Below are 23681 nucleotides of genomic sequence, written 5' to 3' on the forward strand. Positions count from 1 at the left end.
CATCGCTCGTTCGTCGCGTATGCAGTAGAACACGAAAGGACACGGGACATGACCGCCATCGCCCCCACCTCCCCCACCTCCCCCATCGCCTCCTCGACCCGCACCCTGCTGGCCGCGGGCGCCGTCGCCGCTCCCCTGTGGACGGCGGTCAACCTGGCCCAGGTGCTCACCCGTGAGGGCTTCGACATCGTCCGCCACCCGCTCAGCCAGCTGTCGACCGGGTCGCTCGGCTGGGTCCAGGTGGCCGACTTCCTGGTCGTCGGCGCGCTGGTGATCGCCGGCTCGTACGGGCTGCGCCGGGCCGTCCCCAGCCGGTGGCTGCCCCGCCTCCTGCTGGTCAACGGCATCGGGATGATCCTCGCGGGGATCTTCCGGATGGACGCCGGCGACGGCTTCCCCGTCGGCACCCCCGCGGGCCCGCCCGCGACGATGAGCTGGCACGCCGGGCTGCACATGGCCTCCGGCTCGATCGCCTTCATCGCCCTGGCGGCCGCCTGCTTCGTGCTCGGCCGCCACTTCTCCCGGGCCGGAGCCCCGGGCTCGGCCGTCGCGTCCTTCCTGGCGGGCGTGGCCGTCATCGCCGGGAACGGCTGGACGATGAGCGGCGGCCAAGGGGGTTCGGTGCCCCTGGCCGTCGGCGTGACCGGCGCGATGTTGTGGGTGTCCGCCGTCGCCTTCCGGCTGCGCCGCCGGAGCTCTGTCACCTGGTAGCACGCTTGCTGATCCGCGGCGCCAGCGACCGCCCGGGCCGCGGAGATCCTGGCGCTGAACGTCGAGGACGGTGCCGGCCGTCTTCGCCTCATCGGCTGCCAGGTCGGGGCTTGATCGACAAGGGAACGGCCAGTGGCGACCGACAAGCCGTCGCAGCCCCCGTTGCGCGCGCCGAACTCGCCGCCGACAACCGAGCCACGCTGCTCTGTCAGGTGCTGCGTCACACCTCTAGGTGAGAAGCACCTGGTCGAGGACGTGCTCGCCGATGGCCGCCATGCTGGGGTTGTCGGCCGAGTGAGCGGCCAGAGCAGTGCCCATGACGAGGGCCCAGCCCCGTGCGCGTTCCCAGGTCACCTCGTCGGCGTCCACGTGTGATCGGAAGACCTCGCGCGCGTTCTCGTCGAACACCAGCCACGCGGCGGCAAGGTCGGTGGCGGGATCGCCGCTGGTGAGGTCGCCGAAGTCCAGGACAGCCGCCAGCTCTTCCCCGTTGAGCAGGAGGTTTCCCGGGTGCGGATCGCCGTGGAGCCAGAGCGCGGGGCCCTGCCAGGGCGGGAGGGCGGCCAGCTTCTCCCAGAGCGGGAGAAGGTCAGCTGATCGGGAAATGGACTGTAGGCGTTGCCGTACCACTTCGTCGCGGGCGGTGAGCGGGACGCCGCGGACGGGGTTACGCGGTGCCTCAGGCGGTGCGGGCCGGTGGAGGCCTGTCATGAAGTCGGCCAGCGGAACGGCGATGCCGGAGCGGTCGGGCGGCGGCACGTCGGCGACCGTGCTGCCTTCGAACCAGGGCGCGATCGTCCACGGCCACGGGTAGCCCTCGCCGGGCACGCCGACCCTGACGGGTATGGGCAGTGCGACCTCGACGTACTCGGCCAGGACCGGCAGCCAGCGTTGCTCGTTGACGATGAGGTCGACGGCGACCTGGCGGCGCGGCAGCCGTACGGACAGGTCTGTCCCCAGGCGGTAGATGACGTTGTCCCAGCCGTTGGCGACGGGGGTGAGCGGGCCTGCCAGATCCGGGTGCTGCACGCGGATCAGGCGGTCGACAAGGTCGACGTCGATGTCGGCTTCCGCCGCCGGGGTGTTCATGCCGCAACGATAGTGCGGGATGTCCTTGACAGCCGGAGGCGCCGAAGCCGGATATGCCTGGCTGTCTCCGTGGTGCGCTTGGCGACCCAGTGTGAGGGCAGCCTGTCTGCCGACCGACGGCGGCCACGCTGGTCGCTTCGGTGTCCTGTCGGTTCCTGGAGGGCGATCGTCGCGTCGTTCTCGGAGATGTCGTCCGCAATAATCCGTTTGTGTGTCACCACAGCCCGCTGTCACCATGAGGGCCCATGCGCCACCCTCTTGACACGCTGGACTGGCCGATTTCCACCGAGCGGCTGCTGTTGCGCCGAGCTGCCCCCGACGACCTGGACGCGACCTGGGCCTTCCGGCAGCTGCCGGAGACCCACGAATGGATCGCGGCCGCCACAAAGACCTACGACGACTACCGTGAGCGTTTCCTCAGCGAGGAGCGGCTCGCAGATCTGCTCATCATCGAACTGGACGGCCGGGTGATCGGCGACCTGACACTGAGGGTCCAGGACGGTTGGGCCCAGGAAGAGGTCGCCGACCAGGCGAAAGGCGTCCAAGGAGAGCTCGGGTGGACGCTCGATCCCGCCTACGGCGGCAAGGGCTACGCCACCGAAGCGGTGCGCGCCCTCATCGACATCTCCTTCAGGAGTCTTGGCCTGCGCCGCCTGCACGCGGACTGCTTCTACGACAACGAATCCTCCTGGCGGCTGATGGAGCGGGTCGGGATGCGCCGCGAACAGCACACGGTGAGAGACTCACTCCACCGCACCAAGGGATGGCTCGACGGTCTCTCATACGCGCTCTTGGCCGAGGAATGGCCCGCTCACGAGTGATGACGGCGGAGACGCTTGTGAGCCCTCGCCGGGACGAAGATCACGCTGTCACTCATGCACGCGGCCGCTCTCCTGCCGGCGCTGCGGCAGGAACCCAAGGACGCCACCGCGCCGGCACGGCTCAGTGCGTGGGGTGCAGCGCGGTGAGAGGTGCCGGACTACGGATCTCGCAGAGTCCGTGACCGGTCCCAGGGGCAGGGGTCGGCCAAAGAAGTGATCAGCGTGCGGGCAGCCGCTCCGTCCCGGCGACACCGACGGCATGGTCGCCCGCAATCTCGGCGAGGTCTGCCACCTGCTCGGCCGCTTCGACGAGGCGTTACGGCGCCTGCGCGTCGCTCGGGCCCGTCCGGACCGACCGGGTCCGCGTCGCCCCGATCTTCGTCCGTGACTGTGCCGAGGCCGCGGCCGAGCTCCTGGCGCCCCGCCGCCGGTCGCTACCGTTGTTTTCCTGCGATCAGCCTTCTCCAAGGCCGTAAACGGGGATGACAACTTCCAGCAGACCGGACCATCACCTTCGCCGGGAGGGCAGTCATGAAGGACGGGCCGCCGTGGCCGGACGACGACGCCATGATGCAGATCGCGTTCGAGCAGGCGCGGACGGGGTTCGGGCAGGGCGGGATCCCCGTCGGCGCGGTGCTCGCCACTCCCACCGCCCTGCTCGGGGCGGGTCACAACGAGCGCGTCCAGCGAGGTGATCCGACGGCGCACAGCGAGATGGCCTGCCTGCGCGACGCGGGATCGCGATCCTCCTACGCCGGCACGACGCTGTACACGACGTTGTCGCCGTGCCCGATGTGCAGCGGGGCGATCATCCTGTTCCAGATCCCGCGGGTGGTCATCGCCGAACGGGTGACCTACGCGGGGGACGTCGGCTTCCTGCGCGGACACGGCGTCGACGTCGAGGTCCGGGCCGATGAGCGGTGCATCGCGCTGATGTCGGAGTTCCAACGGCGCTCGCCCCAGCTGTGGAGCGACGACATCGGCGGCCGGTGAGCCGCGTCCGGGACCCGTCGCGCCGCTCGGCGCGAGCCTGCGCCTTTATGCGTGCTTTGCGGAGTCGGCTACTATAAGTCACGTTGTTCCACCTCAGGCTGAGGGGCCCGCGACGTCACCGCCAGTGACGGAGCCAGTGGAGCGGCCCGGCGAGTTCCTCCACGCCGGGCGAGCGGGCCCCGTGGATCTTTCCCCTGTGCAGGACACCTCCTCTGGGCTCGTGTGCTCATTCGATTTCAGAGATGTCAAAGGAAAGAACCTTGGCCCGCTTCGACACCATCGTCGCTCTTCGCCTGGCGAAGGCGCTGCTCACCTTCACCGTCGGCGGCTTCGCGCTGCTCGTCGTGTTCGGCAACCTCACCGACTACGGCACGAACTTCGAGTTCGTCCGGCACGTGCTGGCCATGGACGCGCAGAAGCCCGAGCTCGCCGCGGTCAGCCAGATCAACTACCGCGCCATCCCGTGGACGTGGGCGCATCACGTCGCCTACGTCGGCGTCATCCTCACCGAGGCGGTCATCATGGTGACCTGTCTCGTGTCGGCCTGGCAGCAGGTCAGGGCCGTCGGCCGCGACGACGCCGCCTTCCAGCGCTCCAAGCGGTGGGGCGTCGTCGGCTGCACGGTCGCCCTGCTGCTGTGGTTCTTCGGCTTCCAGGCCATCGGCGGCGAGTGGTTCGGCATGTGGATGAACGGCACCTGGAACGGCATCCCCGACGCGGTGCGGCTGTGCACCTACATCGGGATCGTGCTGGTCTTCCTCAGCCTCCGCAACGACGCCCGCGAGAACGCCTGACCCGATCGCCGGCAACGGTCATGGCCGGACGTCGCCGTGGCGGAGTCCGTTCAGCAGGAGGGTGAGCAGGCGGTCGGCGCGCGCCGGGCTGTCGGGGGTGTCCTGGGCGGCCCAGGCGATCGCGCCGACCATCCTCAGCACGTCCGCGTCGTCCGCCTCGGCGACGACCACGCCTGACCGCCGCGCCCTGGCCAGCAACGCGGCTCCCACCTCGAACATCTGCGCGTGCCAGTTCGCCACCGGGTCGGTCTCGCGATCAAGCGCCGCGTTCATCACGGCCGCCGACAGACCTCGATAGGTCAGGCCGTGCGCGAGCGCGGCACGCAACCACGCGGACACCGCGTCGAACGCGTCCTCGGCCGCCAGCAGCCGGTGGCCGAGGTCGACCAGGTCGGCCATCTGCCCGGCGAGCACCGCCTCGATGAGATCCAGCCGGGTGGGGAAATGCCGATAGAGCGTCCCGCTGGCCACCCCTGCCCGCCGGGCGATCTCATCCAGGGAGGCGTCGACGCCGGACTCGGCGAACGCGATTCTCGCCTGCTCGACCAACTGCTCGTAGTTGCGCCGGGCGTCCGCGCGCATCGGACGCCCCTCGCGGGATCGTGGATCGTGGCCTGCCGTCACGGTCGCCCATCCTTGCTTACCGGGGACACAGTCCGCTACCGTGCCCCACATAACCGGACTATGCCTCACCTTACTGGCGTGGCTCACCCGGAGCATGGAGGGCCGCCCCCATGGCGCTGACGGAACAAGACAGAACCGACATCACCGATCTGATCCATCTTCACGGCCACCTCACCGACGCCGGCGAGCTGGACCGAGCCGACGAGCTGTTCACCCCGGACGTCGTCTACGACCTGGACGACTTCGGCCTCGGCTGCCTGCACGGGATCGCCGCCGTCCGCGCGGCCGCGCTCGCGGCGGGCGACGCCAACCCGGTCGGCCATCACGTCACCAACATCCTGATCACGCCGATCGACGATCGTTCGGCCCGGGTCCGGTCCAAGGGGATCGGCATCAAGGCCGACGGAAGGGCCGGCAGCGTCGTCTACGACGACGTCCTCACCCGCCGATCCGACGGCTGGCGGATCAGCCGCCGCAGGGTGACCGCCCGGCGGGCGGCGCTCGCCGGGCAGGAAGCCGGTCCGCGTGCGGTGCTGGAGCGTTGGCGCCGGGCCACCGTCACGCAGTCCGCCGACGAGCTGCGGCGCCTCTACGCCCTCGATGCGGTCCACGAGTTCCCGTTCACCGGCCCGGGTCTGCCGTCCCGGCTCGCGGGCCGGGACGAGATCGTGAACTGGATCACCGCGGGCTGGCGGGACCACCCGCTGACGTACGAGCGCTACCGCACCCTCGCCGTCCATGACACCGGCGATCCGGGAACGATCGTCGTCGAGCAGGAGGCCCTCGGGACCAGCGCGGCCACCGGCGAGTTCGCGCTGCCCAACCTGATCGTCCTCACCGTTCGCGAGGGGCGGATCACCCGTCTGCGCGACTACGTCAACCTCTCAGCAGCCGCGGCCGCCATGGGCGTGGACATCTGAACGGCGGCCCGCCCGGACGAACCCGGAGCTCGGCGTGCGCATCCGCCGGCGACGTGAACGAGCCCCGGCCGGAGGACCGGCCGGGGCTCGCCACCTCTGATTGACGACGCTCAGAGCGTGATGCTCCAGGTGTCCAGGAATCCGGTGTCACCGGCGTAGACGTCCCTGATGTCGAGCGTCCAGGTGCCGGCGGCCTGCTGGCTGACCGGGACCGAGAAGGTCCTGGTGCCGTACTGCGTGCAGCTGGTGCCACCGTAGGCGTCGACCAGGTAGAAGGTGCCGTTCGGGCCGCGGAGCCGGATGTTCAGGTCCTCGGCGCAGGTGTGGCTGATCGTGATGGACAACTTCACCGGGGAGACCGCGGTGCCCGTCGCGTTGGACGTGATCGAGCTCTGGGTGGTGGAGTAGTCCCTGATCTGGTAGTCGGTGTTGTTGGTGAACGTCCGGCCGGGGCCGCCGGTGCCGACCGTCAGGGTGTACGTCGCGGTGTGCGTGGTGGAGCCGGTGCCCGTGATGGTGATCGGGTAGGTGCCCTGGGCGGTGGAGGCGCCGACCGACAGGGTCAGCGTGGAGGAGTTGCCCGAGGTCACCGAGGCCGGGTTGAAGCTGGCGGTGGTGCCGCTGGGCAGCCCGGAGGCGGTCAGGTTGACGGTCTGGGCGCTGCCCGAGGTCGTCTGGGTGTTGACCGTGGCCGTGGTGGTGGCGCCGGGCTGGGCGCTGCCGGAGGACGGGTTGAGCGACAGCGAGAAGTCGGGGCCGGCGGTGCCGCAGGCGGGCTCGCCGGAGGCGGCGGCGACGCTGACGGCGCTCCAGGCGGCCTTGGTGCTGTTGCACTCGGCGCTGTTGGCGCCGTACAGCTCGATGGCCGCGGCCACCGAGGCCGAGCGGATGTTGGCGTAACGCCAGGAGGAGGTCTTGCGGTTCAGGGCCCCCATGTAGATCTTGCCGGCCTTCTGGATGCTGACGCCGGTCACCGAGGACGGGCCGCCGGAGCAGATCGGGCTGGAGGGCTTGCCGCCACCGGGGTTGTTGCCCTCGGCCAGCAGGTAGAACCAGTGGTTGAGCGGCCCGGCCGCCGAGTGCACCTCGGTGTTGGGGATGGAGGAGGAGTAGCAGTTGGGGTCGCCCAGGGCGCTGGGGTTGTACATGTTGCGGATCGGGCCCTGGCCGACCAGGTCCACCTCCTCGCCCACGAGGTAGTCCGGCGGGTCGTTGGGGTTGTTGGCATACGCCTCGGTCAGCGCGCCGAAGATGTCGCCGGTGCCCTCGTTGATGCCGCCGTTCTCGTTGCCCGAGCCGGCGCCGCCGGGGGTGGTCTGGAAGACGGCGTGGCCGAACTCGTGGGCCACGACGTCGATCGGGGTGGCCTGCTGGGTGTTGGCCTGGTTGTGGCCGAAGTTGGTGTAGCTGCCGTTCCAGTAGGCGTTGACGTCGGCCAGGCCGACGCGGGCGGGGAAGCCCCGGCCGCTGCCGTCGATGCCGCTGCGGCCCAGCCAGTCGCGCAGCATGTCCCACTCGCGCTGGACGCTGAACAGGGCGTCGACGCAGGCGGTCTCCAGGTTGGTGCCCGAGCCGTTGCCCCAGGCGTCGTCGGTGCCGGTGTAGGCCGAGCCGCCCTGGCCGCCGCAGGCGATGCCGGGCCGGGTGGTGTCGGTCATGGAGTAGGAGCTGCCTGAGCCGCTGGTGTTGATGGTGACCTGGCCGTAGTAGAAGCCGTTGCCGCTGCCTTCGCGGACCAGGTCGACGGCGTCGGCGACGGCGCCGGTGCGGGCGTCGACGTAGACGTTCTGCACGCTGGGCTTGCCGTCGGCCAGGCCGGAGACCTTGACCTCCCAGGCCGGCCTGGGTGTCGCGTCCTTGGCGAGCACGACCAGGCGGGGGGCGGTGCTGTCGTCCACGCGGGACAGGCGGGCCTTGGCGGTGGCGGTGGCCTTGGCCGCCGAGATGGTGGCCTTGGTGGCGACCTCGCGCGTGGTGGGGCCGGCGGCCGAGACGGTGTCGCGGACGTTGCCGGCGGCGTCGGTGACCACGACGGCGTCGCCGCCGATCACGGGCAGGCCCTTGTAGGTGCGCTCGTAGGCGACGTAGAACATGTCACCGGCGCCGGGGGTGACCCGGACGCGGCTGTAGGCCTCGTCGGGGCCTCTGCTGAGGTTGTCGAGCTGGCTGGAGACCGCCCTGTCGGCGACCGCCGCGGCGAGCGAGGCGGGGTCTGCCGCGGCCGGTGCGGTGGTGCCGGGGTCTTGTGCGGGGGTGGCTCCGGGCGGGGCGGCGCTGGCGGGAGACGCGGGAAGCGTCAAGGTCGCGGCCGTGGCCAGGCCGGCGACCGCCGCGAGTAAGGCTTTGCGTTTCACGCTGTGGTGCTCCTTTCGGCAGGCTCCCTTCGGGCCGTTGCCGCCTTTGGGCGTGCGCGGGTCACCACGCGGTCAGGGGTCTCCTGGATCGCGGGAGGTGAAAGGGGGCATGGGGGGTGATAAAGGGTGACGGATACAGCAAGCGAACCGTTTCGCCTTGTTGCCGCCAGACGCTAAGCGCTGGTTGACTGCTCGAAAATACGTATGTTCATCGGTAGGCATACCGACATTTCTGTTACCGCTGGTCACACCCATCCACGTGCCAGAATCGGCCGTCATGCCGGACAATCGGGCAGGGAAAGTCCGGCATTCCGGGCCCGCTGAAGGGCGAATCGGCCGGCGGCGACCGGCTCGCCGACGCCCGATAGGGGCGGCGGCGTCACCGCTATTCGGCGGGACCGGAACCTGCACCGGCGCATCCGCCCGCGTCCCCGTGACCCCCGTCTAACCGGCACCGGACGGAAACGTCACGCCCCGGATGCATCCGGCACGGCCCGGGTGTTCAGTGCGGTTCCGGGGCGAGACAGATTCCGCTCATGAACCTGGTCCTGCGGCGGCGGCTCGACGGACACGTCGTTGCCCCAGTCGGTGAAGTCGATCTCGGTCACGCTGCTCCTGGGCACGCCCTCCTCGGCCGAGGGGTTGGCCGCGCGCCGGAGGAGGGCGCAGGCGCCGCGAGCCTCTCCAGCACCTCGGGTGACAGGACCGCCCGCGCGTCGAGTGCCCCGGCGAGCCGCGCCGCCGTCCCGCGTTCGGGGCTGCTGTGGTGCGGCCAGCTCTCGCTGTCCGCGAAGAAGGCGGGATCGGCGTGGCGAGGCAACCTGATCGCGCCGGCACCGCGTCAGTACGGGTGTGCCAGACAGGAAGCTCTTTGACAACTTCGTGGCCTCGCGATCCGACCGGTTACTGCGGACGGCGTACCTGCTGACCCGCGACTGGGGAACGGCCGAGGACCTGCTCCAGGAGTGCCTGGCCAAGGCGTGGTTCGCCTGGTCGCGCATCGAGGAGCCCGAGGCGTACGTGCGGCGGGTGCTCGTGACGACCTACACCTCGTGGTGGCGGCGGCGATGGCGCGGTGAGGTGCCGAGCGGCACGCTGCCCGAGGAGGGGGTGCCCGATGCCGAGCGGTCCGGGCGGGAGGAACTGTGGGAGGCGGTGGGAAGGCTGCCCGCCAAGCAGCGCGCGGTGATCGTGCTGCGGTTCTACGAGGACCTGTCGGTGCAGGAGGTGGCCAGGATCCTGGGCTGCCATGACGGCACGGTCAAGAGCCAGACCGCCAAGGCGCTGGCCAAGCTGCGCGTGGACGAGTCGATCGTGAAGGAGTGCCGATGAGCGTGCAGGACCTGCGTGAGATGCTGCGGGAGCGAGCCGAGGGCCCCGCGCCCGCGATCCCGGACCGTCACGAGCTCGTCCGCCGCCGTGTGCGGCGTACCTGGCGGCGCAGGGTCCTGGCCTCCGCCGCCGCGACGGTGGCGGCGACGGTGGCCGCGGGCGCGGCCGTGCTCTCCCTGCTGCCCGGTGACGCCGTGACGCGGCACGAGCCCGCGACCTCGGCCTCCGCCGTGGCCCCCGCCCCGGAGCCGCTGCCGGAACGGTTCACCGCCCACGACGGCACCGGCTACCGGCGGCTGGCGACGGCGACGGTCAGGACGGACGGCGCGCGCAAGACGTCGGTCACGATCCCGGTCACCGGCAGGCCGCTGGACGTGGCCGCGCTGTGCGACGGCTCGTTCGGCGCCACGGCGCCCAGGATCTCCGTGGCGGGCCGCGCCGCCGGCGCCTCCCCGCCCCTCTCCCCCTGCCTGAAGGGCATGGAGCTGGTCCCGTTGCCGGTGCCCGCCGGGGCCGGCCAGGTCACGGTGACGTTCGACACGACCACCAGGGGCGGGGGGTGTACGCGGCAGGAGAAGGGGGCGCCGTGCGTCACCCCCGAGCCCGTCAAGGCGGTCTGGAGCCTGGCCGTCTACGAATGGACGCCTCCCGCGCGGCCGGTCGATCCCGAACCGCTCAGAGCCTTCCCCAAGCGGCTGCCGAGCTGGGAGCTGGCCGGCGCGACGCAGGACCGGATCTGGCCGCAGGACGGGACGGCCACGGTCACGGTCCGGGGCGACGGCGGCAGGATGGGCATCGAGGCGCTCTGCGCCGGTGACCTGGCCAGGCGGATGTGGTTCACGTACCGGATCGGGGGCGGCGACGAGGAGGTGGTCACCTGCAGCCAGTGGACGAGCGGCCCGTACCCGATGGCGATGGCCGAGCTGACCGTGCCGGAGGGCAGGCGGGTCACCGTCACCGTGCGGGCGGGCATCTGGGGCGAGGACGCCAACCGCCCGGTCCGCTGGGCCTTGGCCGTCTACCGCAAGCGCTCCTGATCGTCGCCCCGCGGGTCGGTGACCGGGCGCCTGCCGGCCTGATGACGACGTTCGCCGGCGGCGGGCGGGGCGGCCGCCCGGGCCGCCTCGGCGACGTGGGCCTGCATCACGTGCCCCTCCCCCGGCCGGCGACGGACGAGACAGGCGGTTCCTCTGACAGCCGGGTCACCCCGATGACTGCGACGGGCCGAGATCGTTGAAGAAGCACGCGTCGGAGATCTCGGTCAGGTGCCCGAGCTTGTCCTTCGTCACCGCCTGCCGGTACGTGTCCACGTCGTCGGCGCGAAGCGCCTTGAGCGCCTTCTTGGCGGTGTCGATGTCGTTCCGGAGCGCGGTCTTGAGCGCCGGGCGGACCGCCTTGGACAGATTGGCCTGCTGAAGGTCGATGATCTCGTTGAGCAGGTTCTCGGTCGGCGGCAGCGGCACCGTTCCGCTGACCGGGACCTGGGTCCACTTCTCCATGACGCCGGTCTGGTTCTCGCAGCCCGGCGGTATCCCGTGGCCTTTCGTGCCGGGCTGGTCGTCGGCGGCCGCCGTCTGCTCTGCCGTCGTGCCGGACGAGCCCGCCTGCGGGGTCTGGTCGCCGTCTCCCGAGATGGCCACGACGACGGCGACGGCGGCGATCGCCACAGCGAGCCCTGCGCCGCCCGCGATGAGCAGCTTGCGGTTCCGCGGCCCGCCCGGGCCGGGCCGTGACGGGTCGTGGAAGGCGGGCGCCTGCTCCTGCAACGTGGGCGGCGGCGGAGGCGGGACGTTCTCGGTGCGCGCCGACGGGCCGGCCGGAGCGGAACCGGCGTCCGGGAAGGGCTGCCGCGGCGGCACGGAGTGAGGGCCGGCCGGGGGTGGCGGGGTGTTCGGCAGGCGAGGCTGCCCGAGGGCGTCGATCATGGCCAGGGCCTCGGCGGCGGTGGGGCGGTTGGCCGGGGTCTTGTCCAGCAGGCGGGCGATCAGCGTCCCGAGGCCGCCGGCGTCGCGGGGCACGGGCGGCTCCCCCAGCAGCACCGCGGTGAGCGTCTCCGTCGGGGTGTCGCGGTGGAACGGGGACACCCCCTCCAGCGCCTGGTACAGCGTCACCCCGAGCGAGTACAGGTCGCCGGCGCCGCCGCTGTCCACGCCGTTGAACCGTTCCGGCGCGATGTACTCCAGCGAGCCCATCAGCCCGCCGCTCTTGGTGAGGGCGGTGTCGCCCTGTTGCACGGCGATCCCGAAGTCGGTGAGCAGCACGCGGCCGTCCCGGGCGATCAGCACGTTGGCCGGTTTCACGTCCCGGTGCACGATGCCGGAGGCGTGTGCCGTGCGCAGGGCGTCCAGCAGGCCCCTGGCGGCCGACGTGACGGCGCCGGGCGGCAGGGGGCCGTCCCGGGCGATCAGCTCGGCGAGGGTGCCGCCGTCGACCAGTTCCATGACGATCCACGGCGCCTCGTCCTCGATCACCACGTCGTGGACGGTGACGATGTGCGGATGCGACCGCAGCCGGGCGGCGTTGCGCGCCTCCCGCTCGGCGCGGCGCAGCCGTTGCGCGTGCTCCTCGTCGGAGGTGGCCGACGGGAGCCAGACCTCCTTCACCGCCACGGACACGTCGAGAGACTCGTCGTGCGCCTTCCAGACCCGTCCGAAGCCTCCGCCGCCCAGAACGGACTCCAGCCGGTACCGTCCGCTGATCACACGTCCTGGTTGTGTCTGCGCGGCCACCATGCTCCCTCGTCGGTGATCAAGTTGTGGCAGCCTATCCAGGCGTGCTCGCGCGTATCTGCCGAATGTCCAGACTCGTGACCCATTCGCGCGCTGCCGCAGAGGCCGACGCGGCGCGTCACCTGTCCCCCTCGGCCGCTGGCTATCCTGTGGCAGGTCGAGCCGGGCACGGCTCCCCCACCACGAGCCCACCGGAAGGCGACGACCGACCGTGACAGCCCCTCCGCGCCGGAGCGCCTGGCCGGCCACGACGGTGGCGGCGCACGCGCTCCTGGCGTTCCTGACGGTGATCATCCTGGTGGGCGCCTGGTACCTGGGCGCGGCCTGGTGGCAGGTCCTGCCCGCGGCGGGCGCCGCCGTCCTGCTCCATGCGGGGGCGGTGGCGGCCGCCCGGCGGCCGTGGGCGGGGTACGCGATCGGCGCGCTGGCCATGCTCGTCCTGGTGCTGACGCCCTCCCCGGGATGGTCGCTGAACCTGCTGCCCTCGGCGGTGTGCTTCCCCTTCGCGTTGTGGCGGCTGACCGGCCTGGTCCCGGTCAGGTCCTCGGCGCCGGCGTTGGCGGTCGCGGCGCTCGGGATCGTCCTGAACGAGGCGGTGGGGTGGGCGCGGCTGCCCGCCGACCCGCTGTGGACCCGCCTGCTGGAGGGCGGGCTGCTGACGCTCGTGGTCGGCGGGGTGTGGCTCGCGGCCCTGCTGGTCCGGCGCAGGCGCGAGGCCGCCCGACGGGCCGAGGACGAACGGCTGGCCGCGGCGCTCGCCGGCGAACGGGCCGGCATCCGCCGCGACCTGCACGACGTGATCGCCCACACGGTCACCGTCATGGTCGCGCGGATCGAGGCCGCGGCGGTGACGACGGCGGATGCGGCGACCCGGCGCGAACTCGGCGACATCGCCGAGACCGGCCGGGACGCCCACCAGGGTCTGCGCGCGATGCTGGCCACCTTGGGCCCGTCCGCCGGGGGCCCGTCCGCCGGGGGCGCGGCCACCGCGGCGTCGCGCGCCGGATCCCGGCCCGGCCAGGCGCCGATCTCGCTCGACGTGCTGCCCGACCTGGTGGCCTCGGCGGCGAGCCCGCTGCACGCGGTGACGCTGGCGGAGGCGGGTGAGCGGCGGCCGCTGAGCCTCAGCGCCGAGGTCGCGGCGGTGCGGACCGTGCAGGAGGGCGTCACCAACGCGCTGCGCCACCTGGAACCGCCGGTCGCGGTGAGCGTCAGCCTGCGCTGGGGGCCGGCCGAGATGGTGGTGGAGGTCCGTGACGACGGCGGCAGCGCGCCTCGCGGCGCCCGCGGCCAGGGGACCGGCTTGATGGGGATCGAGGAACGGGTGCGCACCGCGGGCGGCACGCTGTCGATCGACGACGGGGACGACGGATGGGTGCTGCGGGCGCGGCTCCCCACGAAGGAGGGGGCATGAGCGCGATCCGGGTCATGCTCGTCGACGATCAGGAGCTGCTGCGGGCCTCGCTGCGCACGGTCCTGTCGGCCGACGAGCGCATCGAGGTCACCCACGACGTCGCCGACGGCGGCCAGGCGATCGAGGTCGTCCGGCGGCACCGCCTCGACGTGGTGCTGATGGACATCCGCATGCCGCGCCTGGACGGCGTCGCCGCCACGGCGGAGATCGTGCGGCTCGCTCCGGCGACCCGGGTGCTCATGCTGACGACGTTCGACGACGACGAACTGGTCGTGGCGGCAGTCCGGGCCGGCGCCAGCGGCTACCTGACCAAGGACGTCCGGCCCGCCGCGCTGGCCCAGGCGGTGTGCGACGTCGCGGCCGGCACGGCGGCGCTGGCCCCGGGGGTCGCCGCGACGATCCTGGGCCTCCTGCGGCAGACGCCGATGCGCAGGACGGCGGCCCTGGACGGCCTCACCCCGCGCGAGGTCGAGATCTTCGGCCTGCTGGCGCGCGGCAGGTCCAACGCCGAGATCCGCGCGGAGCTGGTGCTGAGCGAGAACACGGTGAAGTCGCACGTCCGGGCCGTCCTGCAGAAGCTGGGCCTGCGCGACCGCGTGCACGCGGTGATCCACGCCTACGAGAACGGGCTCGTGGCCCGCGACGATCTGCCCGGCTGAGCGTGCAGGGACGGGACGGCGGCCGCGCGGTGTCAGGGCCGGTACCCGATGTGCCCCAGCAGGGTCCGCAACCGGCGCTCGATCTGTTCGGCGGTCACGTCGTCGGCGTGCTGGAGCAGGACGGATCCGATCGAGCCGGCCAGGATGTCCTGGACGACGCCGGGGTCGGTGCCCGCCGGAAGGTGACCGGTCTCGACGGCCTGCCGCGCGACCTGGGCCACGGCGTCCAGCCGGGGCCGCAGGTAGCGCTCGGTGTAGGCGGCCACCAGCTTGGGGTAGTCGACCGAGGCGCCGATGACGCGGGCCATCAGCGCGCGGAAGCGGGGACGGCTGAGCAGCTCGGCGACGGAGCCGACCAGTTCCTCGATCGACCGCCCGGCCGGGGCGGCGTCGATGTCGGGGGCACGGGCGTGCTCCAAGGCGGCCATCAGGAGGTCCTCCTTGGTCCGCCAGCGCCGGTAGACGGTCAGTTTCGCCACGCCGGCGCGCTGGGCGACCGCTTCCACGCTGGTGCCCGCCGCGCCGCGTTCGATCAGCAGGTCCAGCGCCGCCTCCAGGATGGCGGCGTCGTTTCCCGGATCGCGGGGACGGCCGTGGCGTTCTACGCCGGCCACAGCACCTTGTTCAGCCATGTGGTCAGTCTGTCGGGTGCCGGATGGTGACGCCAACCGATGTGCCCGTCGGGGCGGATCAGCGCCACGTCGGGTGAGCCGGGCTCCACCGGCGTGAGCGCGAGGACCAGGTCGGCGCCCAACTCCGCCGCGGCGGCCGCGGCGTGGCGGGCGGCGACGTGCCGATCATCGGCGAGCACGACCCAGCGTCCGCCGATGGCGGCGTGCAGGGTGGTGGCGCCGCCGTCCGGGCGCCGGCAGGCGAGGTCGGGCATCCGGTCGCCGGGACGCAGTCCGGGCATCCACCGGTGCTCGGCCGGGGCCAGCGGTCCTCCTCGGTAGCTGATGCCGAGCTGGGAGGCGGCCAGCCACAGCCGGCGCTGCACGGCGGGCAGCCGCACGACCGGCAGGACGACGTGGTCGCGCAGCAGGCGTTTCCAGGGGGCGTTCGGCAGCATGATGTCCACGGCGGTGCTGGTGGCGCGCAGGACCTTGCGGGCCAGCGGCCGGCGTTCGCCTTCGTAGGTGTCGAGCAGCCGCCGGTCGGCGCGGCCGCGGGCGACCAGCACCAGCTTCCAGGCCAGGTTCTCGGCGTCGCCGAGGCCGGTGTTCTGTCCCTGGCCGCCGGTGGGGCTCTGGATGTGCGCCGCGTCGCCGGCCAGGAGGATCCGGCCGCGCCGGTAGGCGTCGGCCAGCCGGCGGTGGATGCGGAACTCCGAGGCCCAGCGGAGGTCGGTGACCGTGTCGAGGCCGATCCCGCTGCGGCGGGAGAACTCGCTCAGCACCCGGTCGCCGATCTCGCGTTCGGACAGCCGGTCCGGCAGCTGCGACGGCGGTTCGGTGAACACCCGCCAGGTGTCGTCGGGCAGCGCGGTGACCGACAGCATGTGGCCGGCCTCCATCCAGGTCGTGCTGCCGTTCCTGTCCAGCGGCCACCGGGCCTGCACGTCGACCATCAGCAGGCGTTCGAGGAGTTTGCGGCCGGGGAAGCCGATGCCGGCGAGCTTGCGCACGGTGCTGTGCGCGCCGTCACAGCCGATCAGCCAGTGGGTCCGGATCGGGCGCTCGGCGCCGTCGGCCGTGCGGACGGTGGCGGTGACGCCGGCGTCGTCTTGCCGGGCCGCGGCCAGGCGGGTGTCCCACTCCACCTGGCCGCCCAGTTCGGCCAGACGTCGCCGCAGCGTGCCCTCGATCTCGGCCTGCGAGATCAGCAGGGTCTGTTTCGGCTGGTCGGCGACGGCCTGGCCGACGTGGAGGCGCAGCACGGTGCGGGTGCCCTCGTTGTAGGACATGGTGAGCGAGGACCGGGAGCGCTGGGGCAGGTCGCCGAGCGCGCCGATGCGTTCCAGGACCTCCCTGCCGCGTGGTTGCAGGCCGAGGGCGCGGGAGGCGGTGGCGGGGGCGGGGGCGGCGTCGATGACGCGGACGGGGATGTCGTGCAGGGCCAGGTGGACGGCCAGGGCCAGCCCGGTGGGGCCGGCGCCCGCGATGAGCACGGTGTCAGTCACTTAGTAAACGATACGGTACCGATTACTAAGTGGGGAAGGGGGCTCGGGCGACTCCGGGTCCGGCCCGGGGGTCGATCCCGACCACTGCGGGCCGGGCTCCCCTTGAGCCCGGCGGCCGGTGCCCGGCCCTCGTCACGGGCACCGGCCAGGGGCTCGGCTACGGAAGGTCGCCCGCCTCGTCGACGATGCCGACGGACACCCGGGCCCTGGAGGTGATCACCTCGCCCTCGGGCAACCCGCTGTAGTACGGGTCGGGCGACTTGGCCCCGCCGACGTAGACGCGGCGCGCCCCGAGCAGGTCGAAGGTGGTCGGGTCGATGATGACCTCCTGGCGGACCCCGTCGTCGTCGCGGGTGTAGATCGCCACGCCCTGCCGGCCCAGCAGATCGCGCACCGGTTCCACGCCGACGTCGTCCAGCCGGGACAGGACGGTGTAGAGGGCGGCGCGCAGGCGAGCCGCCGGAGCGCCTTCTTCCAGGATGCTCAGGATCTGGTGGGACACCGCCCGCGCCTGCGGCAGAGCGATCTGGCTGGTGTCCTTCTTCAGGCGTTCGGCCAGGGCGGAGGGCTCCAGCGGCAGCGAGCGCAGGTAGGCGGGGTCGAACCGCAGACGGGGGTCCGCCCCGCCCCGGCGGCGTTCGATCGTCTTGCCGCCTTCCTTGCGCATGGCCCTTTCCTGGCCGTCGCCCCGCGTCCATCTCTCGACGGTCTCCCGCGAGTCCGCCCGGCCCGCGCCGGCCGGTGGCGCGGTGGCTCTGGCCGTCAGCCTGGGCGAGGTGTAGCTGTCCCATTTGACGTAGACCCACTGGTCGGCTCGCGGGTAGACGTCCGGCTGGCCGGCCGCCGCCGCCGTCGCGTGCTCGGCCAGGGTCTGCGCGTTGGCCACCGGCAGCCATGCCGGGGCGCCGGTGGTCTGCGTCCCCCGGCCGTCCGGGGCGAGGCTCTGCACCACCGTGACGCCCGCCGCGATCGTGGCGCCGAACGCGCCCACCGCGGCCACCCGCAGCACCACACGCCGGACCCGGCGGGCCGGTGGCTCCGGGGCCAGCGCGGCCAGCATCCGCCGCCGGGCGTGACGCAGATCGCCCGCCTCGCTCTGCCGCACCTCCGAGCGCAGGTCGCGGACCATGTCCAGATCGTTCATCAGACCTCCTCGATCACGTCGGTGGGGTTGCTGCCGCCCAGGGCGTGGGCGATCTTGCGGCGGGCCCGCGACAGCCGGGACCGCACGGTGCCGATGGGCACGTTCAGCGCCTGCGCCGTCTCCTCGTAGCTGAGGTCGCCCCAGGAGACCAGCAGCAGGACGTCGCGCTCGCCCTTGCCCAGCGCGGCCAGGGCGGCCGCGAGCGGTCTGCGGGTCTCCGAGGCGGAGACGCGGGCGACCACCCGCTCGTCGAAGGCCACCGCCACGGGGTCCTCCCCGGTTCGGGCGAGCGCGCGGTATCCGCGGGTCTCGGCCCTTCGATGGGTGCCGATGATGTTCGTGGCGATGCCGTACAGCCAGGGCAGGGCGTCCTGGCGATCCAGGGCGTACTTGTGGCGCTTCTCGAACGCCCTGGTGAACGTCTCGGCCACCACGTCCTCGGCCTGATCGGGCCCGAGCCGCCGGACGACGTAACGATGCAGGACGGCGGCATGCCGCTCGAACAGCTCGGCGAAACGCTCCGGCTCGGCCAGCGACGCCTCGATGACCGCCGAGTCCTGCGCGGGCACATCGAGGGCTGCTTCGAAGGCTGATTCGAGGACTGTTTCGCAGGCTGTGGGGACCTTCGGCTGGACCGGTGCCGGGCCGTCCGCCCGAAGCGGCGCCCGCGCGCCCGCCGGAGGACCTGCCAGGACGGGTTCGTCGTGTGGAAGGGATGTCACGACGGTACTTATCCGCATGCGGGAGAAAGGTTCCATCCAGGATCCCGCCGGGGGGGTTGAGGTCACCGCTGGCGGTGGGTCAGGTCGCCGCCCAGCCGGGTGAGCTGGTGGATGACCATGTTGGCGTGCCGGGTGCTGGTGATGAGCCCGGCCCGTTGCAGCACCTGGGCGTGCGCGCTGGCCGACGACAGCGAGGCGCCGGTCCGGCGGGCGAGCTCGCTGGTGGTGCAGCCGTCGGTGGCGGCGATGCAGCGCAGGACGCGGGCCCGGGTGGCGCCGAGCAGGTCGGGCAGCGCGTCGTCGGGGACGGCGTCGGGCATCTCGTGCTGGATCGGGAAGACCAGGACGGGCGGCAGGCTGGCGTCGGCCATCGCGACCGGGGTGAAGCGCCCGAAGTAGGAGGGGATGAGCGTCAGGCCGCGTCCTTGCAGGTGGATCTCGTACCGGCCGGGGGCGTAGTCGGCCTCCAGCACCGGGGGCCGCCACCGCATCGACGGCCCGAGGCCGGCGAGCATCGCCTCCACGCCCTGGCCGGTGAGCAGGCGGGTCAGCCTGGCGCGCTCACGTCCCAGGGCGTCCTCCATGTCGGTACGGCGGGAGCCGAAGGCGACCTGGCAGTACCGCTCGCCGAGCCGGGCCAGGCCGCGGATGGAGCGCCGGTTGCCGCGGGCAAGGTCGTCCAGCGTCGCGGGAACGGGCGCGTGCCGGCGCAACTGGTCGACCTCGTGCCGCACCCGTGCCGACGGTGTGTCTGTCAGGACGTCCAGCCCCTGCCGGAACCCGTTCATCGACTCGTACGGGGTCAGGAAGTCGGGGAAGTACGCCCCGAGCGGCACCAGCCGCACCAGCTGCTCCCGTACCGGTTTGAGCAACCCGGCCTCGGCGAGGTCGGCGCGGGCCTGCCGCCGCCAGCCGGACAGCGCGCGCACCCCGCCCGGCCGCTGGAGTATGTGCAGGCTCAGCGCCATTTCCCACATCATGTCCGCCCGGCCGGCGATGCGCACGCGGGCCAGGTCCTCGCCGGTGAAGATGATCCGCAAGGTCCCCTTGATCATGATCACATCCTCGGCCGTCAATGTCACCGTCAGATCAAAGGCGCCGCTTCGGGCCCCGGCGGGTGAACGCCGGGCCGGATTCTCGGCCCGGAGCTTGAGCGACACCGGGCTCGCGTCCTGCCGGGCCGGTGATCGCGCCGAAGGAGGGGCCGCAGGACTCGCCTGTCGCCGTCTGCGCTGCCGCCTGACGGCAACCCGTCGGGGGTGATTTGTGCGAACTATCACATTGATCACGAGTTGCGTGTAGCAGAAGTGAGCCGGTGGTACTCAAGATCGCAACACTGGGCAATCGAAGGGATCTTCGTGCGAGCACGCAAGCTGACGATCCTCCTGGCCGCCGCGGCCCTGACCTCCACCACCACCCTGGCGGCGACCGCCGCCCCGGCCGGCGCGGCCGGACCCTGCGGCAGCGGCTACACCCGGGTCGGCGTCTACAACATCGGCATCGAGAAGTACGGGTACCGCACCGGCATCCTGGAGGTGTACTACAGCTCCGGCACCGGCAAGAACTGCGCACTCACCTACGGCGACGGCCCCTACGCCAACACCACGAGCTGGAAGGGCGTCGTGATCTCCAGGGGCGACGGCAGCGGGAAGGACAGCGACGCCGGAAACTACCAGTACTACGCCGGCCCCGTGTACGTCTCGGCGGCCGGGCAGTGCATCGACGTCGAGGGCATCTCGCCGTCGTGGACGAGCGTCAAGCTCGACAACGTGCACTGCGGCTGAGACCAGCCTGACCGGCCGGCCTCCTCCCGCTGAGCACGCCGCCGTCCCGTTTGGAAGGACGGCGAGGGCGTGCCCCCAGCAGGGGGTTGTCGAGAAGAGCCCGCACCCCAGGGTCGAGGGCACTGGCGTGCGCCATGGGCTCTGACGGCTCAGTGCGCCATCACCGACGTCCGCGTCGATGACGCACTGAGCACCACACGACACCTGACCATGATCAGCCTCGCGCGCTTCCCTCGCCGCGTCGGCCGCACGGCGAGTCAGTCCAGCGGTGTCCCGCCCACGGCCGCGAGCAGCAGGACGGGGAACTCCGGATCGGCCTGACCGACGGCGAGCGCGACCCAGCGGCCCGCGTCCGGCCGGCGCCAGGCGAGCATCGTGCCGGTGAGCTGGCCGAGCTCGTCCAGCGGCGCGGGCGCCGCGGCCTCGCCTTCCGCGTACGGCCACAGATCGACCACCCGAGGGGCACCCCAGCGCTCCGTCAGGGCGGCCGCCAGCTCCTGGAGGGCGGCGTCGATCTCCGCCTGGGCCGCCTCGACGACCTCCTCGCCACGGTCGTCCCAGAAGTCACGGCTGGCCATCAGGTAGCACACATGGTGGTCCGGGCCGCTGGAACGGTATCCCTCCCACACCTCCCGCGACCTGCCCTCCCGTTCCTCCGTCTCCGGGAAGGGACGGGCCAGGAGGGCGTCCACGACGGCGAGTCGATCGTGCAGAGCCATCCCATGAGGATAGGGTCCCGCGGCGCGGTCCCTTCGGGGCGGCGGAGATCACTTGTAGTACTGCACCCAGTACTCGACCGTGTGCTTCTTGTCGAGGGAGAAGGTCGCCCAGTACTGCGAGTGGCCAGCGTTGCTGATGCGGACGATGCCGTACTTGCCGTTGCAGCGCCACCTGCCGGACTTGGCGACCCTCTCGCCACCGAAACGGCGCAGGAACCACAGGTCGACCTTGATCCCCGTGTCGTTGCCCCAGCAGCGGGCCTTGACCTGCATCACGCGCACGCCCGAGGGCCGCTTCCACTCCGAGGTCGAGAAATATCCCTTGTACGGGCCCAACTCCTCGTGCCGCTGGGTGTGCCAGCTCGCCAGGGCGCTACCGGCCTTGGCGGTGCTCGCCTGGGACGTGACCTGGCCGCGCGCGGCCGGCGCGGCGACGGCGGGAGCGGCCGTCAGCACGGCCAGGCCGGAGACGGTGGCCGCGAGGGCGAGGGCGGTTCTCGTGGGACGCATCGGCGCCTGCCTTCCGAGGTCGAATCAGGTGTTCTGCTCGAACGCGAAGGTATGACCGCAGGTGTTGAGAAAGCGTTGAGCGCACGTTGAACCGGCCCGCGACGATCCGGCCAGGCGGCGTCGCCGTCAGCCGGCGTCCGGGGAGCCGTTCAGGAGGGCCTGGCCGAGCGGCGTCAAAGTGTGCAGGACCGAGCTGCCCGTCCGGACGGTCGAGACGAGCCCGGCGTTGCGCAGGACCGTGGTGTGCTGGCTGGCCGAGCCGAGGGAGACACCGACGCGTTCGGCCACGAACGTCGTGGTGGCCGGGCTGCGCAACGTGGCCAGCACCGCCGCACGGGTACGGCCCAGCAGGGGCGTCAGCACGTCGTCCGCGCCGGCCGGCCCGCCCGGGACGCACATCGGGTACACCAGCACCGTGGCCGCGTCCGGCCGGTACATCACCATCGGACGGGGCGCGAAGTAGGACGGGATCAGCAGCAGCCCCCGCCCGCGCAGCGCGACGTCGTGATCGCCGTCGACCGGGATGTGCAGGGTCGGCGGCCGCCAGCGGCACCCGGGATGCAACGTGGCCAGCAGGGCGTCCACCCCGCCGCGCAGCAGGGTCTCCGAGCGCAGGGCCCGGTCGGCGCCGGCCTCCGCCTGGATCTGCGACCACAAGGGCTCCACCGACGAGCCGAAGAAGCCGCGCAGGTCGTCGGCGAGGGTCTGGCGCGCTCCGCGGCTGCCGCCGGCCAGTTCCCGCGCCCAGCGCCCCGCCCGCTGGGCGGGCGACAACGCGCCCAGATCGGCCGCCAGGTAGGAGCTCGGCGTCCGACTGGCCAGCTCGACGCCGGCGGCGAAGTCACCGGCGTCCGGCTGGAGCAGGAACGCCGGCACCGAACTCCGCGGCGGGACCAGGGGCGCCAGCACCCCCGCCCGCTCGGCCAGGCTTCCTCCCACCTGCCGCAACAGCCGGCGCGCTGCGGGCCGCGTCCAGCTCCTGCTCGTCGGCGCGCCGAGCAGCAGGCGCACACTCAGCACCGTCTCCCACAAGGCGTTGGGGGCCGGGGCGAACGTGATCTTGCGCAGGTCGGCGTCGGAGAAGTGCACACGGATCATGACGAAGGATTCTCACCGAGCCGGCTCCCTCCGGCCAAGGAGACCGTCTCCCCCGACGGGCGCGTGGACGTCAGATCGGCTCGTCGCCCGGCGGGAACCACGCCTGCAGGGTCGCCGGGTCGATCGGCACCGAGACGTGCTCGTGCGTGATCAGCCAGCCCTGTCCCGTCCGCCGGAAGCCGAGGGACGACCTCACCCAGATCGAGGTCTGCAGGCCGTTCCTGCGCCGCCCGCTGTCGCGGTGGAGCATGTGCGCGAACGCGACCTCCCCGCCCGCCGCGACCACCGGCTCGCGCGTCTCCAGCGCGATGGGCCCGTCGTACTCCGCGAACCAGCGGACGAAGTTGCCGCGAAGCTCATCCAGCCCGGCGAATCTCATCGGCGGCACGACGTCGAAGTAGACGACGTCAGGAGCGTAGAGCGCCAGCAACCGGTCGACGTCCTTGACCTGGCAGGCTTCGACCCGGACCGCCAGCAGCGCCCTGATCTGCGACTCGCCCGACATCAGCGCCGCCCGGCCTTGAGCACGGCCGCCGTCTCGGCGACACGGCGGGCCTGGTGAGCGGCAGCCTGCAGGGTCACCTCGGCGGGCGGCCCGTCGCCGGCCACGTGGGAGGCACCGTAGGGGTTGCCGGACCGGAACTGGACGGGGTCGGTGTAGCCCGGCGGGACGATGACGCCGCCCCAGTGGTAGAAGGTGTTGCTCAGCGCCAGGATGGTGGACTCCTGCCCGCCGTGCGCGGTGTTGGAGGCGGTGAAGGCCGAGTACACCTTGTCGGCCAGCCGGCCCTGCGCCCACAGCGGGCCGGTGGCGTCGATGAAGGCCCGCAGCTGGCTGGCCGGGTTGCCGAACCGGGTCGGCGTGCCGAACAGCACCGCATCGGCCCAGAGCAGGTCGTCGTGGCCGGCTTCGGCGACGTCCGCGGTGTCGCGCAGGTGCTGGGCCCAGGTCGCGTTGGAGTTGACCGCCGGCGGTGGGGCGGTTTCGGCGACCCGGCGCAGCCGTACGTGCGCGCCCGCCTCCTGCGCGCCCTTGGCCGCGGCCTGGGCCAGCGCGTGCAGGGTGCCGGTGGCGCTGTAGTAGATGATCGCCACGTTCACGTTGTCCATGGCCGCAACGCTAGGCCGCGGCCCCGCAGGCCCGA

At 72.3% G+C, this 23681-nt stretch carries 25 protein-coding genes; 10 read left to right on the plus strand and 15 right to left on the minus strand.

The window, feature by feature from the left end:
• Positions 1–48 precede the first annotated feature (48 nt).
• A complete protein-coding gene (locus tag ACIBK9_RS33680; protein WP_397162630.1) occupies positions 49–711 on the plus strand; it encodes a DUF998 domain-containing protein in 663 nt (220 codons plus the stop codon).
• Between the two features lie 228 nt (positions 712–939).
• Here the strand turns inward: ACIBK9_RS33680 and ACIBK9_RS33685 are convergent, their stop codons facing one another.
• Positions 940–1800 carry an aminoglycoside phosphotransferase family protein gene (locus ACIBK9_RS33685; RefSeq protein WP_397162631.1) on the minus strand — a complete coding sequence of 287 codons (861 nt, stop codon included), beginning with the start codon at positions 1798–1800 and terminating at the stop codon, positions 940–942.
• 245 nt (positions 1801–2045) lie between these two features.
• Here ACIBK9_RS33685 and ACIBK9_RS33690 point away from each other — a divergent pair, with 245 nt between their 5' ends.
• The 3 genes from ACIBK9_RS33690 (at position 2046) to ACIBK9_RS33700 (ending at position 4408) form a co-directional block, all read left to right on the plus strand.
• A complete protein-coding gene (locus ACIBK9_RS33690) occupies positions 2046–2621 on the plus strand; it encodes a GNAT family N-acetyltransferase (protein ID WP_397162632.1) in 576 nt (191 codons plus the stop codon).
• Positions 2622–3152: 531 nt separating this feature from the next.
• On the plus strand, positions 3153–3614 hold the full coding sequence (locus tag ACIBK9_RS33695) for a nucleoside deaminase (RefSeq protein WP_397162633.1): 462 nt from the start codon (positions 3153–3155) through the stop codon (positions 3612–3614).
• Positions 3615–3856: 242 nt separating this feature from the next.
• Positions 3857–4408, plus strand: a complete 552-nt coding sequence (locus ACIBK9_RS33700) for a DUF2165 domain-containing protein (protein ID WP_358299645.1) — start codon at positions 3857–3859, stop codon at positions 4406–4408.
• 18 nt (positions 4409–4426) lie between these two features.
• Here the strand turns inward: ACIBK9_RS33700 and ACIBK9_RS33705 are convergent, their stop codons facing one another.
• Positions 4427–4990, minus strand: a complete 564-nt coding sequence (locus ACIBK9_RS33705; protein WP_397162634.1) for a TetR/AcrR family transcriptional regulator — start codon at positions 4988–4990, stop codon at positions 4427–4429.
• Between the two features lie 152 nt (positions 4991–5142).
• Between ACIBK9_RS33705 and ACIBK9_RS33710 the strand changes: the two genes are divergently transcribed.
• Complete coding sequence (locus ACIBK9_RS33710; RefSeq protein WP_397162635.1) at positions 5143–5952, plus strand: nuclear transport factor 2 family protein; 810 nt, start codon at positions 5143–5145, stop codon at positions 5950–5952.
• 110 nt (positions 5953–6062) lie between these two features.
• Here ACIBK9_RS33710 and ACIBK9_RS33715 read toward each other — a convergent pair whose 3' ends face one another.
• A complete protein-coding gene (locus ACIBK9_RS33715; protein ID WP_397162636.1) occupies positions 6063–8306 on the minus strand; it encodes a M4 family metallopeptidase in 2244 nt (747 codons plus the stop codon).
• A gap of 467 nt (positions 8307–8773) precedes the next feature.
• Entirely contained in the window at positions 8774–8914 is a 141-nt protein-coding gene (locus ACIBK9_RS33720) for a hypothetical protein (protein WP_397162637.1), read from the minus strand.
• A gap of 244 nt (positions 8915–9158) precedes the next feature.
• On the opposite strand from ACIBK9_RS33720, the gene ACIBK9_RS33725 reads away from it, so the two are divergent.
• Both ACIBK9_RS33725 and ACIBK9_RS33730 read left to right on the plus strand, forming a co-directional pair.
• Complete coding sequence (locus ACIBK9_RS33725; RefSeq protein ID WP_358302255.1) at positions 9159–9638, plus strand: SigE family RNA polymerase sigma factor; 480 nt, start codon at positions 9159–9161, stop codon at positions 9636–9638.
• Positions 9635–10675, plus strand: a complete 1041-nt coding sequence (locus ACIBK9_RS33730) for a hypothetical protein (protein WP_397162638.1) — start codon at positions 9635–9637, stop codon at positions 10673–10675. The genes ACIBK9_RS33725 and ACIBK9_RS33730 overlap by 4 nt, the downstream gene beginning before the upstream one ends.
• Positions 10676–10840: 165 nt before the next feature.
• On the opposite strand, the gene ACIBK9_RS33735 is transcribed toward ACIBK9_RS33730, so the two are convergent.
• Positions 10841–12340 carry a serine/threonine-protein kinase gene (locus tag ACIBK9_RS33735; RefSeq protein ID WP_397162639.1) on the minus strand — a complete coding sequence of 500 codons (1500 nt, stop codon included), beginning with the start codon at positions 12338–12340 and terminating at the stop codon, positions 10841–10843.
• A gap of 238 nt (positions 12341–12578) precedes the next feature.
• Between ACIBK9_RS33735 and ACIBK9_RS33740 the strand changes: the two genes are divergently transcribed.
• Together ACIBK9_RS33740 and ACIBK9_RS33745 are read left to right on the plus strand one after the other, a co-directional pair.
• Positions 12579–13781: a sensor histidine kinase gene (locus ACIBK9_RS33740; RefSeq protein ID WP_397162640.1), complete on the plus strand. Its 1203-nt coding sequence runs from the start codon at positions 12579–12581 to the stop codon at positions 13779–13781.
• Entirely contained in the window at positions 13778–14440 is a 663-nt protein-coding gene (locus ACIBK9_RS33745; protein WP_397162641.1) for a response regulator, read from the plus strand. Before ACIBK9_RS33740 ends, ACIBK9_RS33745 begins: the two co-directional genes overlap by 4 nt.
• Before the next feature lie 32 nt (positions 14441–14472).
• Here ACIBK9_RS33745 and ACIBK9_RS33750 read toward each other — a convergent pair whose 3' ends face one another.
• The 5 genes from ACIBK9_RS33750 to ACIBK9_RS33770 all read right to left on the minus strand — a co-directional run bounded on the left by ACIBK9_RS33750 (position 14473) and on the right by ACIBK9_RS33770 (position 19480).
• A complete protein-coding gene (locus ACIBK9_RS33750; protein ID WP_397162642.1) occupies positions 14473–15072 on the minus strand; it encodes a TetR/AcrR family transcriptional regulator in 600 nt (199 codons plus the stop codon).
• Positions 15042–16559: an FAD-dependent monooxygenase gene (locus ACIBK9_RS33755; protein ID WP_397162643.1), complete on the minus strand. Its 1518-nt coding sequence runs from the start codon at positions 16557–16559 to the stop codon at positions 15042–15044. The genes ACIBK9_RS33750 and ACIBK9_RS33755 overlap by 31 nt, the downstream gene beginning before the upstream one ends.
• Positions 16560–16716: 157 nt before the next feature.
• Complete coding sequence (locus ACIBK9_RS33760; RefSeq protein WP_397162644.1) at positions 16717–17703, minus strand: CU044_5270 family protein; 987 nt, start codon at positions 17701–17703, stop codon at positions 16717–16719.
• On the minus strand, positions 17703–18272 hold the full coding sequence (locus ACIBK9_RS33765; RefSeq protein ID WP_352364199.1) for an RNA polymerase sigma factor: 570 nt from the start codon (positions 18270–18272) through the stop codon (positions 17703–17705). Before ACIBK9_RS33765 ends, ACIBK9_RS33760 begins: the two co-directional genes overlap by 1 nt.
• Positions 18273–18487: 215 nt before the next feature.
• The gene (locus ACIBK9_RS33770; protein WP_397162645.1) at positions 18488–19480 is read right to left on the minus strand and encodes a helix-turn-helix domain-containing protein; all 993 of its coding nucleotides are present in this window, start codon (positions 19478–19480) and stop codon (positions 18488–18490) included.
• 303 nt (positions 19481–19783) lie between these two features.
• On the opposite strand from ACIBK9_RS33770, the gene ACIBK9_RS33775 reads away from it, so the two are divergent.
• Positions 19784–20209: a spore-associated protein A gene (locus tag ACIBK9_RS33775; protein ID WP_397162646.1), complete on the plus strand. Its 426-nt coding sequence runs from the start codon at positions 19784–19786 to the stop codon at positions 20207–20209.
• Positions 20210–20466: 257 nt separating this feature from the next.
• Here the strand turns inward: ACIBK9_RS33775 and ACIBK9_RS33780 are convergent, their stop codons facing one another.
• The 5 genes from ACIBK9_RS33780 to wrbA all read right to left on the minus strand — a co-directional run bounded on the left by ACIBK9_RS33780 (position 20467) and on the right by wrbA (position 23646).
• Positions 20467–20928 carry a hypothetical protein gene (locus tag ACIBK9_RS33780; protein ID WP_397162647.1) on the minus strand — a complete coding sequence of 154 codons (462 nt, stop codon included), beginning with the start codon at positions 20926–20928 and terminating at the stop codon, positions 20467–20469.
• Positions 20929–20976: 48 nt separating this feature from the next.
• Positions 20977–21438, minus strand: coding sequence for a hypothetical protein (locus ACIBK9_RS33785; RefSeq protein ID WP_397162648.1), 462 nt, complete (start codon positions 21436–21438; stop codon positions 20977–20979).
• A gap of 126 nt (positions 21439–21564) precedes the next feature.
• Positions 21565–22536, minus strand: coding sequence for an ArsR family transcriptional regulator (locus ACIBK9_RS33790; protein WP_397162649.1), 972 nt, complete (start codon positions 22534–22536; stop codon positions 21565–21567).
• A gap of 70 nt (positions 22537–22606) precedes the next feature.
• Complete coding sequence (locus ACIBK9_RS33795) at positions 22607–23041, minus strand: YybH family protein (RefSeq protein WP_397162650.1); 435 nt, start codon at positions 23039–23041, stop codon at positions 22607–22609.
• Positions 23041–23646, minus strand: a complete 606-nt coding sequence (gene wrbA, locus ACIBK9_RS33800) for an NAD(P)H:quinone oxidoreductase (RefSeq protein ID WP_397162651.1) — start codon at positions 23644–23646, stop codon at positions 23041–23043. The genes ACIBK9_RS33795 and wrbA overlap by 1 nt, the downstream gene beginning before the upstream one ends.
• Positions 23647–23681 lie beyond the last annotated feature (35 nt).

It is taken from the genome of Nonomuraea sp. NPDC050227, assembly GCF_044459705.1.
GTDB lineage: Bacteria > Actinomycetota > Actinomycetes > Streptosporangiales > Streptosporangiaceae > Nonomuraea.

Coding starts and splice junctions, on each gene's coding strand:
- ACIBK9_RS33795 (WP_397162650.1), bottom strand. CDS start 23,041: ATGTCGGGCGAGTCGCAGATCAGGGCGCTGCTGGCGGTCCGGGTCGAA.
- ACIBK9_RS33680 (WP_397162630.1), top strand. CDS start 49: ATGACCGCCATCGCCCCCACCTCCCCCACCTCCCCCATCGCCTCCTCG.
- ACIBK9_RS33780 (WP_397162647.1), bottom strand. CDS start 20,928: ATGGCTCTGCACGATCGACTCGCCGTCGTGGACGCCCTCCTGGCCCGT.
- ACIBK9_RS33695 (WP_397162633.1), top strand. CDS start 3,153: ATGAAGGACGGGCCGCCGTGGCCGGACGACGACGCCATGATGCAGATC.
- ACIBK9_RS33690 (WP_397162632.1), top strand. CDS start 2,046: ATGCGCCACCCTCTTGACACGCTGGACTGGCCGATTTCCACCGAGCGG.
- ACIBK9_RS33770 (WP_397162645.1), bottom strand. CDS start 19,480: ATGATCAAGGGGACCTTGCGGATCATCTTCACCGGCGAGGACCTGGCC.
- ACIBK9_RS33745 (WP_397162641.1), top strand. CDS start 13,778: ATGAGCGCGATCCGGGTCATGCTCGTCGACGATCAGGAGCTGCTGCGG.
- ACIBK9_RS33685 (WP_397162631.1), bottom strand. CDS start 1,800: ATGAACACCCCGGCGGCGGAAGCCGACATCGACGTCGACCTTGTCGAC.
- ACIBK9_RS33750 (WP_397162642.1), bottom strand. CDS start 15,072: ATGGCTGAACAAGGTGCTGTGGCCGGCGTAGAACGCCACGGCCGTCCC.
- ACIBK9_RS33710 (WP_397162635.1), top strand. CDS start 5,143: ATGGCGCTGACGGAACAAGACAGAACCGACATCACCGATCTGATCCAT.
- ACIBK9_RS33760 (WP_397162644.1), bottom strand. CDS start 17,703: ATGAACGATCTGGACATGGTCCGCGACCTGCGCTCGGAGGTGCGGCAG.
- wrbA (WP_397162651.1), bottom strand. CDS start 23,646: ATGGACAACGTGAACGTGGCGATCATCTACTACAGCGCCACCGGCACC.
- ACIBK9_RS33790 (WP_397162649.1), bottom strand. CDS start 22,536: ATGATCCGTGTGCACTTCTCCGACGCCGACCTGCGCAAGATCACGTTC.
- ACIBK9_RS33700 (WP_358299645.1), top strand. CDS start 3,857: ATGTCAAAGGAAAGAACCTTGGCCCGCTTCGACACCATCGTCGCTCTT.
- ACIBK9_RS33785 (WP_397162648.1), bottom strand. CDS start 21,438: ATGCGTCCCACGAGAACCGCCCTCGCCCTCGCGGCCACCGTCTCCGGC.
- ACIBK9_RS33705 (WP_397162634.1), bottom strand. CDS start 4,990: ATGCGCGCGGACGCCCGGCGCAACTACGAGCAGTTGGTCGAGCAGGCG.
- ACIBK9_RS33730 (WP_397162638.1), top strand. CDS start 9,635: ATGAGCGTGCAGGACCTGCGTGAGATGCTGCGGGAGCGAGCCGAGGGC.